At 38.6% G+C, this 17,579-nt stretch carries 12 protein-coding genes and 3 pseudogenes; 2 read left to right on the top strand and 13 right to left on the bottom strand.

Annotated elements, in window-relative coordinates:
* Positions 1–65: 65 nt before the first annotated feature.
* From LZ575_RS00855 to LZ575_RS00875, 5 genes are all read right to left on the bottom strand, one after another.
* Positions 66–245, bottom strand: a complete 180-nt coding sequence (locus LZ575_RS00855) for a dienelactone hydrolase family protein (RefSeq protein WP_235327705.1) — start codon at positions 243–245, stop codon at positions 66–68.
* On the bottom strand, positions 184–906 hold the full coding sequence (locus LZ575_RS00860; protein ID WP_235327707.1) for a dienelactone hydrolase family protein: 723 nt from the start codon (positions 904–906) through the stop codon (positions 184–186). The genes LZ575_RS00855 and LZ575_RS00860 overlap by 62 nt, the downstream gene beginning before the upstream one ends.
* A 24-nt stretch (positions 907–930) precedes the next feature.
* Positions 931–2,280 carry a M28 family metallopeptidase gene (locus LZ575_RS00865; protein ID WP_235327709.1) on the bottom strand — a complete coding sequence of 450 codons (1,350 nt, stop codon included), beginning with the start codon at positions 2,278–2,280 and terminating at the stop codon, positions 931–933.
* 138 nt (positions 2,281–2,418) lie between these two features.
* Positions 2,419–2,703: a YtxH domain-containing protein gene (locus tag LZ575_RS00870; RefSeq protein WP_235327711.1), complete on the bottom strand. Its 285-nt coding sequence runs from the start codon at positions 2,701–2,703 to the stop codon at positions 2,419–2,421.
* 129 nt (positions 2,704–2,832) lie between these two features.
* A complete protein-coding gene (locus LZ575_RS00875; protein WP_235327713.1) occupies positions 2,833–5,082 on the bottom strand; it encodes a bifunctional alpha,alpha-trehalose-phosphate synthase (UDP-forming)/trehalose-phosphatase in 2,250 nt (749 codons plus the stop codon).
* A 95-nt stretch (positions 5,083–5,177) separates the two neighbouring features.
* On the opposite strand from LZ575_RS00875, the pseudogene LZ575_RS00880 reads away from it, so the two are divergent.
* A pseudogene (locus LZ575_RS00880) lies at positions 5,178–6,980 on the top strand (glycoside hydrolase family 15 protein).
* Here LZ575_RS00880 and LZ575_RS00885 read toward each other — a convergent pair.
* The 7 genes and pseudogenes from LZ575_RS00885 to LZ575_RS00915 all read right to left on the bottom strand — a co-directional run bounded on the left by LZ575_RS00885 (position 6,981) and on the right by LZ575_RS00915 (position 15,118).
* Positions 6,981–8,033, bottom strand: coding sequence for a mechanosensitive ion channel family protein (locus tag LZ575_RS00885; protein WP_235327715.1), 1,053 nt, complete (start codon positions 8,031–8,033; stop codon positions 6,981–6,983).
* 157 nt (positions 8,034–8,190) lie between these two features.
* Positions 8,191–10,005 (bottom strand): acyl-CoA dehydrogenase family protein, encoded by a 1,815-nt coding sequence (locus LZ575_RS00890; RefSeq protein ID WP_235327717.1) that lies wholly within the window; start codon positions 10,003–10,005, stop codon positions 8,191–8,193.
* 54 nt (positions 10,006–10,059) lie between these two features.
* On the bottom strand, positions 10,060–10,422 hold the full coding sequence (locus LZ575_RS00895) for a four helix bundle protein (RefSeq protein WP_235327719.1): 363 nt from the start codon (positions 10,420–10,422) through the stop codon (positions 10,060–10,062).
* 45 nt (positions 10,423–10,467) lie between these two features.
* Positions 10,468–11,661 (bottom strand): acetyl-CoA C-acyltransferase, encoded by a 1,194-nt coding sequence (locus LZ575_RS00900; RefSeq protein ID WP_235327721.1) that lies wholly within the window; start codon positions 11,659–11,661, stop codon positions 10,468–10,470.
* Between the two features lie 48 nt (positions 11,662–11,709).
* The gene (locus LZ575_RS00905) at positions 11,710–12,063 is read right to left on the bottom strand and encodes a four helix bundle protein (RefSeq protein ID WP_235327723.1); all 354 of its coding nucleotides are present in this window, start codon (positions 12,061–12,063) and stop codon (positions 11,710–11,712) included.
* A gap of 66 nt (positions 12,064–12,129) precedes the next feature.
* Positions 12,130–14,538 (bottom strand): annotated as a pseudogene (locus LZ575_RS00910) (3-hydroxyacyl-CoA dehydrogenase NAD-binding domain-containing protein).
* A gap of 109 nt (positions 14,539–14,647) precedes the next feature.
* A complete protein-coding gene (locus LZ575_RS00915; protein ID WP_235327725.1) occupies positions 14,648–15,118 on the bottom strand; it encodes a MarR family winged helix-turn-helix transcriptional regulator in 471 nt (156 codons plus the stop codon).
* A 293-nt stretch (positions 15,119–15,411) separates the two neighbouring features.
* Between LZ575_RS00915 and LZ575_RS00920 the strand changes: the two genes are divergently transcribed.
* Entirely contained in the window at positions 15,412–16,383 is a 972-nt protein-coding gene (locus LZ575_RS00920; RefSeq protein ID WP_235327727.1) for a type I phosphomannose isomerase catalytic subunit, read from the top strand.
* Between the two features lie 148 nt (positions 16,384–16,531).
* Here LZ575_RS00920 and mgrA read toward each other — a convergent pair.
* A pseudogene (gene mgrA, locus LZ575_RS00925) lies at positions 16,532–17,529 on the bottom strand (L-glyceraldehyde 3-phosphate reductase).
* Positions 17,530–17,579 lie beyond the last annotated feature (50 nt).

Below are 17,579 nucleotides of genomic sequence, written 5' to 3' on the forward strand. Positions count from 1 at the left end.
TTTCCTTCTGGTAATTCTAAGAAGATTTAGCGAAAAAGAAATCTGAGAGTCAAAATGAAGTGATTTTATTTTAAAAGCTCTAAAAATCGATTCCACGCAGCATCATGTGCTTTTTCGTTTGCCTCACTGGCATCCGGTTGATGTGCTCTTTTCATAAAAGCGTGCCCGGCTCCTTCGTAAATTTTATAGTCGAAGGTTTTGCTTAGCGCCTTGCATTTGTTGGGAAGTTTTTTCAATGGTTGCATTTACTCTTTCATCGTCTCCTCCATAATAACCGTACACGGGAGCTTTTATTTCTTTCAGGACGCTGGCATCATCGGGAGCCGTCCCATAAAACACATGTGCCGAAGAAATTTCAGAATTATTAGTTGCATAGCGAAAGGTTTGCGATCCACCCCAGCAGAAACCCACGACAGTAACTTTACCTGTAGCTGCCGCATCATCTTTTACATAAGCAAAAGCGGCATCGAGATCTTCCGTGACCTGAGCAGGATCCAGGTCATAAATGGCGTCTCTGGCTGCATCTGGGTTTTCAAAATCTGTAGTGCGTTTTTTTCCGTGGGTGTTTGAGATCATATCTGGTGCTATAACCAGGTAGCCTTGTGCCGCAAGTTTATCTGCAAATAATCTCGCCCAGTCGTCTAAACCCCTATTCTCGTGTATTACAATAACAGCCGCTGTTTTTTTTCTGGATTCGGGATATACTACAAACGCCTGTAACTCCCGGTTGCCATGAGATAAGCTTACCCACTCATGGTGTCTTGGTGAATTGGACAATTGCTCAGTTATAGTTCTTTCAGAATTTTCAATTTGAGGAGATCCTGATTTTTCTGTTTTAAACAGGGCACAAGAAATCGTTGTGTAGCAAATCAATATAATCATCAGCCCATTGTATAATCTCTTCATATCAAAAAAATTAATTGTATTTACCTAATATGTTCCCGATGGAAAGACTACAGGGCTTTCATGGCCATTTTTACCAACCGCGGCAACACCAAAATAAAAATTGTCTATTACTATACCATTTAAAGTAAACTCATTTACATCTCCCACAAATCTGGAATGTTGCCATTGAGGAGCAGTAGTATCACGCCAGTAGATTTTATATCCAGCAATATCTCCAGTTACTTTTTCCCACTTTAAACGGGTAGAGGCTTCCACTATTCCTCCAATCTCCACCTTTTCAGGTGCAGGAGGTGCCCAGGCAAGGCTCGCAAGATTAATGGCATTGACAGCCGTTAATTTAGCAGCGTAGTCAAAATTGACCCCTTCGATTACATCGCCATATTCTACGCCATTTTCGGTTCTTACATCCTGGTGCTGCCGATTGTAGTTTTCGTGAGCTTCCATTATTCTAACACCGGGATACCCCAAATCATTAAAAGGACGGTGGTGCCCCCCACGGCCAAAACGGTCCAAGCGATAGATCATCATAGGATTCATTTCCGGCATATATTTTTCTGTGGTCTTATGTATGTAACGGGCAAGTTGCCGGGAAATTCCATCGACCTCCCCGCCATAAAATCTGCGCATGTTTCTTTCTTGTTCTGTTTCAGTAGGAGGTACAGGTTCAGAAAAAATTCTGAAACTCCTGTTATCAATAACTCCGTCTACACCTTCAATGTTACCTATCATATCATTATTAAGGACGCCTATAATTTCCCAGTTATTTTTCTTAGCATATTCTGCCAGTCCTTTTCCTCCAAATAAACCCTGCTCTTCGCCTGAAAGACCTACATAAATAATGCTGTTTTCAAATTTATATTTTGAAAGAACCCGCGCGGCTTCCATAGCACCTGCCATTCCTGTCGCGTTATCGTTAGCTCCGGGAGCATCGGTTTCAAAATCCATAGTATTGCTTGCCCTGGAATCTATGTCTCCACTCATAATGATGTAGCGGTTTGGATATTTAGTTCCCTTTTGAATTGCAACCACATTTACCACCCACGCCTCATGTGGAATTCTTTTTCCATCCTTTGGGCTTACAAGATCTTTTTGATAAAACACATTTAAACAATTATTGCAATTTGTGGAGATATTGTCAAATTCAGATTTGATCCATCTTCTTGCTGCACCAATACCGCGGGTGTTTGAAATGGTATCGCTAAAGGTATTCCTGGTTCCAAAATTTGCGAGAGTTCTAATGTCTTTTTCAAGCCTTTCTGCTGAAACTTCTTCTATAATATCATATATCCGTTCATCTGTTTCCTGTGCCTGGGCTGAAGTGAAAATGCCTGCAGCCAAAAATGGAAGGACGAATAAGGTAATTTTTTTGATCATATAACGAATTTTGTTGCTATGCTCTAAAATAAGCTAATCTTCTGAAAAACGGAAAGATTATTCCCGGAGCATATTTTTAAAAATAAAAAAGCCCCGGAAAGATTCCGGGGCACAATAAAGTTTAATATAATAAGCAGCCTATGATTGCATATCGTGCAATTCTGCTTTTGCTTCATTAATTTTTTGATCGGTTTTTGATCTGCTTAAAGTAGCTTTAGATTTGCTTCTTACAGATTCTACCTTGTGGTTAAGGTTATCGGCAAATTCATTGAATCTGCTCTTAGCTTCTCTTAAATAATTATCGGTTGTATCATTAAGAGATCTGCGGGTTTCGGTTCCTTTTTTAGGTGCAAATAACAAACCTGCAGCAGCTCCTGCGGCAGCTCCGGTCAAAATACCTAATATTAATTTTCCTGCTTTCATAATTATGTTTCTTTTCTTGGTTCTACATTATAAACTAGCGTAAAAGTAGTTCATAAGCTAACTCCAGCATAGTTTTGCTAGTTAAGTTTGCCATAATTTTAATACACAATCCCTAAGAAATTTAACAATTTAATTCTTCACATTCCCTGCTTTTTCCTTTTGTGCCGCGTCTACCTCAATAAAGTGGGTAAGGAGACTTCGCACCCTTTTTGTTTCATTAACAAAGTAAGATGCTGCGGTTTTTTTAAGTCCTACCTTTACAGTTACTGCGCTATCGGGGAGTTCTTTATAAAGAATTTCATCTGTCCAGTCATCTCCAATTGCGAAGATGAAATCGTACTTCTTTTTCACCAAATATTTTCCTGCAGCCTTTCCTTTGTTAACTCCGCTGCTTTTTATTTCTAAAACCTTATTTCCCTGTAATACACTTAATCCGTGATTGGAAATAAGTTCTTTCAGGGTGTTGGAAAGGTCATTTGCACGAATTTCCCCTAATTCTGGATCGGCTTTTCGATAATGCCAGGCTAAAGAATAGTTTTTTTCTTCTATAAATGTACCTGGTGTTCTGTCACAAAATGTTTCTATAACTGGTCTCACCATATCCATCCAGTCATTATGGACTTTTTCATTAAGCTGCCAGTTTTTCCCTGGCCTCCTCATCCAGACCCCATGTTCTGCTATTAAATCTACCTGAACATCTTCCCACCAGGTCCCCAGGGTTTCTTTGTCTCTGCCACTAATAAGAACTACTTTGGTATGCTTTATTTGTGTTAAAGATTTAATTAGCTCTACGAGCTCCCCGTCAGGTTTTGCGTTTTCAGGTTTATCTACGAAATCCACTAAAGTGCCGTCATAGTCCAGGTAGAATATTCTGCTTCTTGATTTTGTGAAACGTTCAAGAATATTGTTTTCAATATTTTCAGAGATGCGAACGGCTTTATATGCAGGTTTTGTCTCCTTGGTTTTTTCAAGAGCTTTCATGAAATCAGCAGCCCATTTTTCTACACTGTATCTTTTAAGACGTTTTTGCAGGATGGTATTTCTTCGTATTTGCTCGTCCTGAGGCATTTGAATGGCTTGATGAATGGTGTCGGCAATCTGTTCAAAATTGTTAGGATTAATTATTAAAGCCTCATTCATTTCGTGAGCAGCACCTGCCATTTCACTTAGAATTAATACTCCGGTTTTATCAGTACGGGTTGCAATGTACTCTTTTGCCACCAGGTTCATTCCGTCACGTATAGGAGTTAATAGGGCAATATTACAGGTTGTATAAAGGTCTATTAAGTTCTCAAATGGCATGGATCTATAAAAGTACCAGATGGGGATCCAGTTGACAGTTGCAAATTTACCATTGATGCGTCCCACCAACTCATCCACTTCTTTTTTCAATATTTGATATTGAGGTACGTCAGAACGTGAGGGAACAGCGAGCATCACCAGCCGGATATTCTCAAGGTACTGGGGATATTTTTCCAGAAAATATTCAAATGCACGTATCCTGTGTGCAATCCCTTTAGTATAGTCAAGCCTGTCTATGCTCAAAATTAGTTTTGAATCGGGAGCTTTATTTCGATGGTGATTGAGTCTTTGCTGAAGATCTGATTCTCTTTCTGCACTTTGTTCCTGATTGGTAAGAGCTGCCTGTTCAAATTTGTCATAGTCAATTCCCATTGGGAAGGATTCTACCTTTACCAGCCTGTCGGGAAGAGAGACTTCATTAAACTCGATCTGGTGTCTTAAGATTCGGCTTACAGCACTTAGAAAATGTCGTTCATAATCAAAGGTGTGAAATCCTATTAAGTTAGCACCAAGCATTCCTTTAAGAACTTCTTCTCTCCAGGGCATTGTTCTAAAAACTTCATATGAGGGAAAAGGGATGTGATTAAAGAAGCCAATAGTAGCACCTGGCTCTTTATCTCTTATCATTTGAGGCACCAATAAAAGCTGGTAATCATGTACCCAAATGAGGTCACCTTCTTCATAGTTTTCAATAACAACATCGGCATATTTCTGGTTTACGCTTTTGTAAACCTCCCATTTTTCTGAATCCCATTCAGTGTATTCCATAAAATAGTGGAACAAAGGCCAAATACTCCTGTTACTGAAACCATAATAGAATCCCTCAATTTCTTCTTCAGAAAAATTGACGGCGATACAAGCTTCTTCTTTGGCTTTCTCCTGCACTTGTGGAAGCAAATCTTCTGGTATTTCTTCTTTGGTGAGTCCACTCCATCCAATCCACACACTTTTTCCGTCTCTGTGAAAAGATTTTAAGCCCGTTGCTAATCCTCCCACACTGGGAACGACTTCTAATTTGTCATTTTTTATTGAAACTTGTAATGGTAGTCTATTGGATATTATGATGGTTTTGCTCATACTAAATTTTAATGCAGATTACGGCAGAATAGTTTTTTATTAAATTACCTAATTTGTCCTTACTTTACCTCCTTTTTAAAAGAACTTTAAGAATAATGAAAAATTTAGATTACGGGATCATTGGAAACTGTAAGAGTGCTGCTCTTGTTTCCAAAACCTACTCAATAGATTGGTGTTGTCTTCCTCAATTCAATTCCTCTTCAATTTTTGCAAAATTACTCGATGACAAAATTGGCGGTAGCTTTTCAATTGATGTTACTGAAAATTACTCTATCACCCAGGAATACCTGTGGCAAACCAATGTAATAAGTACCTGTTTTGATAATGGAGAAGATTCATTTCAACTTATAGATCTTATGCCAAGATATCAAAGAGAGGATGGTTCTTACTATGCTCCGCCTGATATTATAAGATTTATTCGGCTTTTGAAAGGAAAGCCTGTAATTAAAGTAAAATACGATCCTAAACTCGATTTTGCCAGAGAGAAAACGTATAATGAAAATAAGGGGGATTATATAAAAAGCTACACGCAGGAGGGTAAATATGATTCCCTGTACCTTTATTCCAGCTTTGATTTAAATAAAATAGTTAACTACGAAGAAATTATTCTTGAAGGTAACGCTTATTTTCTTTTAGGTTATCACGAAAAATTGATCAGGCAAAGTCTGGATCGTGCTTACTTAAAATTTCAACGCACCAAAACCTACTGGATGAACTGGAGCGAAAAAACGACCAATTATAGGCTTTACAATGATGAAATTCTTAGAAGCGCACTTGTTTTAAAGGCTTTAACCTTTGAAAGATCGGGAGCTGTTCTTGCTGCAGCTACTACCTCTTTGCCCGAGACCGTGGGGGAGGAACGCAACTGGGATTACCGCTTTTGCTGGATAAGAGATGCTTCTATGGTAATTAAAGTAATGGCAGGTTTGGGACATTCAAAATCGGCTAAGGATTTTCTCGGGTTTATTATAGATCTTATTCCTCACAAGGATGAGAAGATACAGATCATGTATGGAATTAATGGAGAAAAAGAACTTACCGAAAATATTTTAACTCACCTTGAGGGTTTTGAAAGTTCGAGACTTAGGTGCGTACAGGGAATGCAGCCTACATTCAAAAACAAAATGATATTTACGGTATCTTGATGGAGGTGATCTACCAACAATTTATACAATTTGAAACTTCTTTAGAAAATAGTGAAGAGTTGTGGACAATCGTAAGAGGTATTGTAAGGATTGTAGAAGAGCATTGGCAGCAACCCGATAAAGGAATATGGGAATTAAGAACTGAGGACTAAGCATTTTGTATTTTCTAAATTACTGTGCTGGGTTGCAATAGACAGAGCAATTAAGATTGGAGAAATTCTGCGGAAGGGAATTAATGATGCAAAATGGAAGGGGTTAAGAACCGAAATCTATGAAGATATTTATCACAATGGCTGGAATGATGAAGTAGAAGCTTACACTCAATCTTATGGATCCAGTGATCTTGATGCTTCTACACTCCTAATGGAGCAGTATGGTTTTATTGATGCCAAAGATCCAAGATTTATAAGCACTGTGAAGGCTACCGAACGGGATTTGTGTAGAGACGGCTTATTGTATCGTTATAAGAACAAGGATGATTTTGGCACTCCCAGTTCTTCCTTCACAATTTGTACCTTCTGGTTTATTGACAGTTTATACAAGATAGGGGAGCGTAAGCGGGCACAGGAATTGTTTGATCAATTGCTTTCCTACAGCAATCATTTAGGTCTTTTTAGCGAGGATATCGATTTTGAGACAAAGAGATTATTGGGAAATTTTCCGCAAGCATATTCTCACCTTGCTTTAATAGAAACTGCGACCAATTTTTCCAAAGGTTATCTCTCTGAAGAAGAAATATGGTCAGCGGAGTAATTAAGAGGTTTCTTTAGTGTAATCTTTAATGGAAATCCTGGTCCTGGGGAGGCTCTCAGGATAATTTTCCTGAAGAAATACCAAAAGCTTTTCTCTAATAAAAACCCGCAGGTCCCATGCAGTACCGGAATCTTTTGCACTCATAAGGGCTCGTATTTGCACGCTGTGTTCAGTAGTATCGGTTACCTGGAGAACATTTACATTTTGGTCCCAGAGGGGGGTGCTTTTAAGTAATCTGGTAAGTTCCTCCCTTAGGGCTTCAAATGGCACCTGGTAATCTGTATAAATAAATACTGTTCCTAAAATATCTGCAGATTCTCTTGTCCAGTTTTGAAAGGTATTTTCAATGAAGTAGGTAGAAGGTACTACGAGGCGTCGCTTATCCCAAATTTTCACTACCACATAAGTCAAATTGATTTCCTCGATTTTACCCCATTCCTCGTCAACAATAACAACATCATCAATTCTTATTGGCTGGGTAATGGCTATTTGAATACTTGCAAGTAAAGTTCCAATAGCTTTTTGCGCTGAAAATCCTAAAATAATACCTGCTATTCCCGCTGAAGTTAAAACGCTTACTCCTATGGCACGGATTCCTTCAAAAGTCATCAGGGAAATTCCTATAGCCAGAATTACAATAATAAAAATTGCTATGTTTTCCAGTATATTATATTGAGTGTATCGCTTTCGGGCACTAAGGTTATCTTCTGCAGAAACATCATATTTTAATAACATTCTCGTTTTTAGGATTCTTAAGCCAACAATAATAAACCAGGTGACACTTAAAATGATTGCCAGAGTACTAATATTCCCTAAAATTTCATAGGTGTAGTCGTAATGGAATAACCGGGCTAAAATTGCGGCCTTCACCAAAAGAGCGCCCAGAAAAATTAGTAAGGGTATAAAAATTCTATTGGCAAAGTTTACAGGTAAAACATTTTTAGGGTTTTTCCCGAGCTTTTTTAAGACATAATAGGAAACTGCAAAGACAACAAGTAATATTACGATACCTGCTACCAGAAACTGTAAAACATCAGATTGTAAACTGTTCATAAAAAAAATTTATCCTATATTTTTAAAGCTAAAAAAAATTAGTAGAATAACCCTTAAATCTTTCCTAATCATAGTTTGTCTCTGCTATTAAATCGATATCGTTAATAAAAAAGGCCGTTTCTCTGCGAAACGGCCTTGTAATCAAAACATTTAATTCTTAAAAAGAATATTTATTGTCGGCAATTAATCTGTCTGCAATAGTGTTCCTTAGTTCTACCACATTGGGATAGTTCTGATATTTGGTGAATCTTTTAAGGCCCATCAACATCATCCTTTGTTCATCTCCTTCAGCAAACGAAATAATTCCCTCCTTTGCCCTTTGGATGATTAAATCTACTGCATGGTATAGGTAAAGTTTAGCCATTGCTATTTGCCCTTTCTGGCTTTCCTCTCCAAAACGTTTGGCATTTTTCTCAGTTCTTAGAATTCCTGATTCCGCCATATAAACTTCAATAAGTATATCGGCAGAAGCTAATAGAAGTTGCTGGTGTTCTTCAAGCTCAGGGCCGAATTTTTGCACCGCACTACCAGCTACCATCAAAAATACTTTTTTCAGATTTTTGATGATCTCTTTTTCTTCAGCAAATAGTTCAGAATAATCAGGCTTATCAAAGGAAGGTATGCTTATTAATTCCTGGCCAACTGCAGTTGCAGGACCGAGTAAATCAACGTGGCCTTTCATAGCTTTCTTTACCAACATTCCAACACAAAGCATTCTGTTGATCTCATTGGTTCCTTCGTAGATCCTTGTAATACGGGCATCTCTCCACGCAGATTCCATTGGTGCATCTGCCGAGAATCCCATTCCTCCAAAAATCTGAATTCCCTCATCACTACAATTTTGAAGATCTTCTGAAGCTGCAACTTTTAAAATTGAACACTCTATAGCGTATTCCTCAACCCCTTTCAATTCTGCCTCCTGATGCGAAGCTCCTTCTGCCTGGCGAATTGCGATTCTGTCTTCAATATCTTTTGCGGCTCTGTAAGAAGCAGATTCTCCCACGTATGCTGAAGTGGCCATTTCAGCAAGTTTAGATTTTATTGCTCCAAACTGGGCAATAGGTGTCTTAAACTGAACCCTGTCATTTGCATATTTAACTGAAGAATCTATAACCCTTCTTTGAGCATCAAGACAAGCTCCCGCAAGTTTTATTCTCCCAACGTTAAGAGCATTCATCGCAATCTTAAAGCCATTCCCTCTTTCAGACAGCATGTTCTCTAAAGGTACTTTGGTATCATTAAAGAAAACCTGACGGGTAGAGGAGGAGTGGATTCCCAATTTTTTTTCTTCTTCGCCTAAAGAAATTCCATTAGGATTTTCAGGATCGTATTCTACGATAAATCCGGTAATATTTTTATCATCTTCAATACGTGCAAAAACGATCATCATATTGCAGAACCCGGCATTGGAGATCCACATTTTTTGCCCGGTGATACTGTAATATTTTCCGTCTTCAGAAAGTACAGCTTTTGTTTTTCCGCTATTGGCATCACTACCTGCTCCGGGCTCAGTTAATGCATAAGCACCAAACCATTCTCCGGTTGCCAGCTTCGGAAGGTATTTCTTCTTTTGCTCCTCATTACCGTAAAGAGTAATGGGCAAAGTACCAATTCCCGAATGCGCTCCAAAAGCAGTGGAGAAAGAACCAGTTGCGCCAGAGATATAATCTACAACCAACATAGTAGTGACAAATCCCATTCCCAATCCGTCATATTCTTCGGGAACTGAAACTCCAAGGAATCCCATTTCTCCTGCCTTACGCATTAGCTCTTCTGTTAGCTCGTAATTTTTCTGTTCAAACTCTTCTTTCCGCGGCCAGATCTCCCGATCAACAAATTCCTTTACGGAATCTTTCATCATTTTTTGTTCATCAGTAAAATCCTCCGGAGTGAATATATTTTCAGCCTTTGTTTCTTTGACCAAAAACTGGCCGCCTCTTAAGAGGTCTTTTTGGTTTGGTGTTGTATCCATTTATATTTATTCTTTTTGGTTCAGAATAAAGAGAAGAGAGAAAAGAAGAGAGACTTAATCTAATCCATTTTGGAAACCCATTGTCATCTTCTGAAATTCTTCAATTTTATTCTCTAATTTTTCTAATTCGATTTCGGTTATATAATTACGATGCCTTGCTACTAACAGTTGAGTTCCTAACTCAAATGATGATCCAAGTGAAATATCTAAAAAATGACGAAAGGATTTTTCTGATCTTGAAGATCCTTCTGCAATATTACTTGGCATTGAAACAGAACATTTACTAAGTTGTGAACTAAGATCATAAATCTCGTGTTTCGGAAAACTGAGGAGAATATCTGAAACATCTTTTGCAATCTCGAGTCCTAATTTCCAAATCTTGAGATTTTTATAATTGTGTCTCTTCCTGCTGCTCATTTCTTCTCTTCTCTCTTTTCTCTTCTCTATTTTCTCCCTGTTATTCTAATTTAAAAACTCATAAACCCCAGCTGCTCCCTGTCCTGTTCCCACGCACATGGTCACGAGACAATGTTTATTTTGGTGGCCGCGTTTTCGCATTTCATCGAAGATCTGTACAGAGAGTTTCGCTCCTGAACATCCCAGGGGATGACCCATCGCTATTGCTCCTCCGTTCACATTGACCAGCTGCGGATTTAATCCCGTTTCTCGTATTACGGCAAGTGACTGGGAAGCAAAAGCTTCATTAAGCTCGATAAGCTCCATGTCTTCTTTTTTCAATCCTGCTCGTTTCAATGCTTTTGGAACTGCTATTACCGGACTTATTCCCATTACCCTTGGATCTACTCCCGCTACGGCATAACTGACTAAGCGTGCGATTGGTTCAAGGTTTAACTCTTTCACCATTTCTTCACTCATCACCATTAAAAAGGCTGCACCGTCACTCATTTGAGAGGCGTTACTTAGGGTGACACTTCCACCTTCAGCAAAAACAGGTCGTAATCTTGCCAGGGCTTCTACAGATGTATCGGCGCGTGGACCTTCGTCTTCGGTTACTGTGTAAGTCCTTTTTTCTTTTTTTCCTTCAGCATTTATAAATGTTTCTTCCACTTCAATAGGAACTATTTGTTCTTTGAACCTCTCTTCCTTAAGAGCTTTTAAGGCCTTTTGGTGGGAATTGTAAGCGAATTCATCCTGGTCTTCCCGGGAAATATTGTAACGTTTTGCTACTTCTTCCGCAGTTAATCCCATTCCCCAATAATAGTCTTCGTGGCCTTCTTTCGCAACGCTGTAATTAGGAACAGGTTTGTATCCTCCCATAGGAATATAGCTCATACTTTCAGATCCTCCTGCTATAATGCAATCTGCCATTCCGCTCTGGATCTTGGCCGATGCCATGGCAATGGTTTCAATTCCCGATGCACAATATCTATTCACCGTAACTCCTGGAACATCTTCGATCTTTAATCCCATTAAAGAGATCAATCTACCCATATTAAGTCCCTGCTCCGCCTCCGGCATCGCATTACCGACCATAACATCGTCAATTCTCTTTTTATCCAGCTGCGGAAGATCCTTCATTAAATATTCAATAGTTTCCGCCGCCAATTCATCCGGCCTCTTAAACCTGAATACTCCGCGAGGCGCTTTCCCCACTGCGGTTCTGTATGCTTTTACTATGTATGCCTGTCTGTTCATTGTTCTAGTATTTAGATGTTAGATTTGAGATGTGAGACATTAGACGTATTATTTGCTAAACTTCTGGATTAGGGAATAATTCATCTTTTGAACTTCAATCAAATCTTTTAATAATTGTCGTGTTTTATCTTCTGGAATAAGCTTTAAGCGATGAGATAAAATTAATTGTGTAAATAATTCATTTGAAGATCCACTTGCGATTCCCAGGAAGTTGCGGAATTCACCATCTGTATTTCTTCCGGCTCCTTCGGCAATGTTAGAAGGAACTGAAATAGCGCTTCTTCTAATTTGACTTGTTAGTCCATATTTTTCTTCTTTAGGAAATTCTGAAGAAATTAAATAGGTCTGTTCTGCAACATCCATTGCTTTTTGCCAAATCTTTAAATCCTGAAAATTATGCATATTAACAGTTTTACGTTTTTGTTGATGAAATCTCAAATCTAATATCTCATGTCTTATATCTCCTGTCTAATTCCTAAGCGGCTTTCCCTTCTTCAGCATGTGCTCAATTCTTTCAAGCGTCTTCCTTTCTCCTGTGAGAGATAAAAACGCTTCTCTTTCAAGATCAAGTAGGTATTGTTCGCTCACATAACTTGCATCAGATAAATCTCCACCGGACATAACGTATGCCAGCTTATTGGCTATTTTTCTGTCATGTTCGCTGATGTAATTACCTGCTACCATCTGGTCTGTTCCTACCATAAAAGTTCCAAGGGCCTGTTTTCCTAAAACTTTTATGTCTGTTCTAGGTATTGGTTTTGTATAGCCGTTTTCTGCCATGAGAAGTGCGTGTTGTTTTGCCATAGCCAATTGCCTGTCTGGGTTAACAACTACTATATCTTTTCCTTTTTGAAGAATGTTGAGGTCGTAAGCTTCATAGGCTGAAGTTGAAACTTTTGCCATTGCAATTGTGAGGAAGTGTTCTCTAAGACGGTTCAATTCCACATCATCTTTTTGGTATGTATCACTTGCTCTCACAGTCATTTCCTTGGAACCACCTCCACCGGGAATAACTCCCACGCCAAATTCCACGAGACCAATGTAAGTTTCGGCTGCGGCTACAACTTTATCGGCGTGAAGTGAAAGTTCACATCCGCCCCCCAGTGTCATTGCGTGTGGTGCTGCTACCGTTGGAATGGAAGAATAACGCATCCGCATCATCGTGTCCTGGAAATATTTAATGGCAATATTCAGCTCATCGTATTCCTGTTCAACAGCCATCATAAAAATCATCCCGATGTTGGCACCTACAGAAAAGTTCTTGCCGTTGTTGGCCACCACCAATCCCTGGTAATCTCTTTCAGCCAGATCCAGGGCTTTATTTAGTCCGTCCAGCACATCGCCGCCAATGGTATTCATTTTACTTCGGAACTCTACATTGAGGATTCCGTCGCCAAGATCTTCCACTACCACTCCGCTGTTTTTGAAAACCTGTTTTGATTCGCGGATGTTGTCCAGAATAATAAAAGCATCCTGTCCCGGAACTTTTACCTGTTTCTTCTGCGGAATATCGTAATAATAGGAATTCCCGTCTTTTACTGTATAGAAGCTTTCACTACCGCTTTCCAGCATTACATTTACCCAGGCTGCAGGTTCATAACCTTCGGCCTTCATCATTTCTATTCCCTTCTTTACGCCTACAGCATCCCAAATTTGGAAAGGCCCGTGATCCCATCCAAAACCTAAGCACGCATAGCATCATCTATCTTATAAAGCTCATCTGTTATTTCCGGAATTCGGTTTGAAACGTAAGCAAAAAGTGCAGAGAGGTTCTTGCGGTAAAATTCACCTGCTTTGTCATTTCCTTTTACCAAAACAGAAAACCGATCTTCTACTTTGTCTATAGTTTTCGTTTGCTCGAGAGTAGCAAAATTTGCTTTTTTACCCTCGCGATATTCCATTCTATTTAAGTCCAAAGTTAGGATCTCACTGGATCCATCTTTTTTCTTTTCTTTTTTATAAAAACCCTGACTTAGTTTTACTACCCAACCACTTCTTATCCATCATGGTCTGGATAAAGTCGGGTAATTTAAACAGGTCGTGTCGCTCATCATTTGGAACGCCTTCATGTAATCCATTCGCCACGTGCACCAGGGTGTCAAGACCTACAACATCAACCGTTCTAAAGGTTGCCGATTTAGGTCTTCCAATAACTGGTCCTGTAAGTTTGTCAACTTCTTCAACCGTCATATCCATTTCCTTCACCATATGGAACAAACTCATAATGCTGAAAATTCCAATACGGTTCCCAATAAAAGCAGGAGTATCTTTTGCAACTACAGAAGTTTTACCCAGGAATTTTTCTCCATACTCATTCAGGAATTCCAGTACTTCTTCTGAAGTATCGGGTCCCGGAATAATTTCAAATAGCCTTAAATATCTTGGAGGATTAAAGAAATGTGTTCCGCAGAAGTGCTTTCTGAAATCTTCACTACGGCCTTCATTCATCAATTGAATTGGAATTCCGGAGGTATTAGAAGTTATAAGAGTACCTTCTTTTCGGTGTTTTTCCAGATTATCAAAAACCTGTTTTTTAATATCAAGACGTTCAACAACGACTTCGATAATCCAGTCAACTTCAGAAACTTTTGAAATATCATCCTCCAAATTCCCCGTTTTAATCCTGCTTGCAAAGTCTTTATGGTAAATAGGAGATGGCTTTGATTTAAGTGCGTCTTGAAGAGATTGATTTACCAGGCGATTCCTTACCTGTTTGCTTTCCAGCGTTAGGCCTTTCTTCTTTTCCTGCTCGGTTAATTCCCTTGGAACAATATCCAGCAGGAGTACCTCCACACCAATATTGGCGAAATGGCAGGCAATACCGCTTCCCATAATTCCGGAACCAATTACTGCAACTTTGTTAATTCTTCGTTTCATATGTTTTATATAGTTTTAATAGCTTCGGTGAAACTCACTGAAGTAATTAGCAAATTATTTTCCCCTTTTTCCTATTGCAAAAAGGTGTAAAACCTGAGGAGTTTTTAGCTTAATCAGGATTAATGATGTCATTTAATTTGAGATCTTTATCATAGATCTTTTTGTTTCCAATTAAATCGGTTATAGTATTGGCAACCCGAATGAATGTTTTTAGATCTTCTTCAGGAACATTTTCTTTCACGGCCTCATCAAATCTCAATACCACACTTTTTGAAAAGTCACGCATTTCCAGCCCGAACTTTGTAAGGTGAAGTAAGACACTCCGGCCATCTTTGGGATTCTTTTTTCTAATTATTAGACCTTTCTCTTCCATGGTTTTTAAAATTCGGGAAAGACTGGTGGCTTCCATTCCCATTTTGGGACCTAAAGAAGTCGAAGGGGTTCCTTTTTCAGGATCAATACTTAGTAAAGCAAAACCAGTAGCCATAGTGCTTCCTGCTTTTCCGGCTTCCTCATTGTACATTTTGGAAACTGCAATCCAGGTTGCCCGCAATACATAATCAATTGTCTTCTCCTTCATATAAAAAATGGTGAAATGTAAAGTTAACAAAATTTATTATGCACGCATAATAAATCCAAGGAAATTTTTTATTCTTATAATGAATGTGGTAAAACATAGAATGAAGAACAGGAGAGGAGGTTAAAAACCTCTTCAACTACAATTAATTAAGGAAATAGCTGTATTTCTATTACAGTAAATATTTAAAATGCTTATCAACTGAAAGTATTGATGATGTTTAAACCTAAGATGGATATTCCTCTCATCTAAATATTTTATTTTACTTTTAGGTCTCTAAAAAATTCAGAAGAAAAATGCTAGATTATCCATTGAAGTTTACCCCCGTTTTAAAAGAAAAAATTTGGGGTGGTAGTAAGTTAAGAGAAGTATTAAATAAAGATTCCAACAGTAATGAACTGGGGGAAAGCTGGGAAATTTCAGGAGTACAAAATGATATTTCGGTGGTTGAAAATGGTGCTTTGAAAGGTAGTACTTTGAATGAGTTACTGGAGAAATACAAAGGGGACTTTCTGGGAGAAAAGGTCTACGAAAATTTTGGAGCAGAATTTCCACTTCTTATAAAGTATATTGATGCAAAAACTGAATTATCGGTACAATTGCATCCCAATGATGAACTTGCCAAAAAAAGGCACAACTCTTTTGGAAAAACTGAAATGTGGTATATCATGCAGGCCGATGAAGGAGCTGAAATTAATGTAGGTTTTAAGAACACCACAACCAAAGATGAATATCTTCAAAGGCTTGAAAAAGGCGAAATTACAAAATTGCTCAATTTTGAAAAGGTGGAAAAAGGAGATTCCTTCTTTATTAATACCGGAAAAGTTCACGCTATAGGAGCCGGAGTTTTATTAGCCGAAATCCAGCAAACCTCTGATATTACCTATCGAATATATGACTGGGACAGGGTAGATGCCCAGGGAAAAAGCAGAGATCTACATACAGCCGAAGCCCTGGATGCAATTGATTTTCAGAAAAAAGACGACTTTAAACTGGAGTATTCCAAAACTGAAAATGAATCTTCGAATATCGCAAGGTGCGAATATTTTACCACAAATTATTTACAGATAAGAGGTAAGGTGGAGAAGGATTATTCTGAAATAGATTCATTTGTGATCTACATGTGCGTTAGCGGTAAAGCTGAAATTGAAACAGGTAGGAACACAGAAAATATTCAACAGGGACAAACAGTATTAATTCCTGCAAAGAATAAGAAAGTAACCATATCTTCAGAAGATGTCGAGTTACTGGAAGTATATATAGGCTAAAGCCAGGAATAAAAAGTTAAGGAGTAAAAGAGTAAAAGAGTGAAAGAGAAAAATTAAAAATTCACTGTAGATCTTTCCTACTTAATAATATAGCCACGAATTCACTAATAAATTATTAGTGAATTCGTGGCTCTCCAATTAAATAAAGCTATTTGTTTAGTATTTCTTCAATTTCCTGAAGTTCCTCCTTATTAAACTCCAGATTTTGTAAAGTATTAATGTTGTCCTGTAATTGAGAAACTTTGCTCGCGCCCACGAGCACAGAAGTTACCCGTAAATCTTTAAGCAACCAGGCAATAGCCATTTGGGCCAGACTTTGATTTCGGTTTTCGGCAATGGAATTCAGTTTCTTCATTTTCCCGACAAGTTCAGGAGTAATTTGGGATTTATCAAGGTATCCTCCTTCTATTGCTGCCCTGGAATCTTCAGGAATTCCATGAAGATATTTAGAGGTCAAAATACCTTGTTCCAAGGGAGAAAATACTATGCTTCCAATACCTTCCTGCTCCAGGGTATCCATCAATCCATTTTCCACCCACCTGTCCAACATGTTGTATCGGGGCTGATGGATCAAAAACGGTGTTCCCTGTTCCTTCAGAATTTTCGCAGCTTTTGCAGTGTCTTCAGCTGAGTATTGAGAGACACCTACGTATAAGGCTTTTCCCTGTCTTACGATTTGATCCAAAGCTCCCATTGTTTCTTCCAGAGGAGTTTCGGGATCAGGCTTAGGTGGTGGTAAAAAATATCTACATATTCCAGACCCATCCTGTTTAAGGATTGATCGAGGCTGGCAATAAGATATTTTCGGGATCCGAAATTTCCATAAGGTCCCGGCCACATATCCCATCCTGCTTTAGTGGAAATTATAAGTTCATCACGGTAAACTTTGAAATCTTCAGAAAAGATCTTTCCAAAATTTCTTTCAGCAGAGCCATAAGGAGGTCCGTAATTATTTGCCAGGTCAAAGTGTGTTATCCCATTATCAAATGCAGTCCTTAGCAGCTTACGGGAATTTTCAAAATCATCTACATCGCCAAAGTTATGCCACAGCCCCAGTGAAAGTAGTGGCAGGTCGATTCCGCTTCGGCCACAGCGGCGATATTGCATTTTTTCATATCTGTTTTCAGATGGTATATATGTATTCATAATAAAGTTTAAATTAAAAATGGCTTTCAGAATAGAAAGCCATTCAAGAT

The organism is Antarcticibacterium sp. 1MA-6-2 (genome assembly GCF_021535135.1).
GTDB lineage: Bacteria > Bacteroidota > Bacteroidia > Flavobacteriales > Flavobacteriaceae > Gillisia.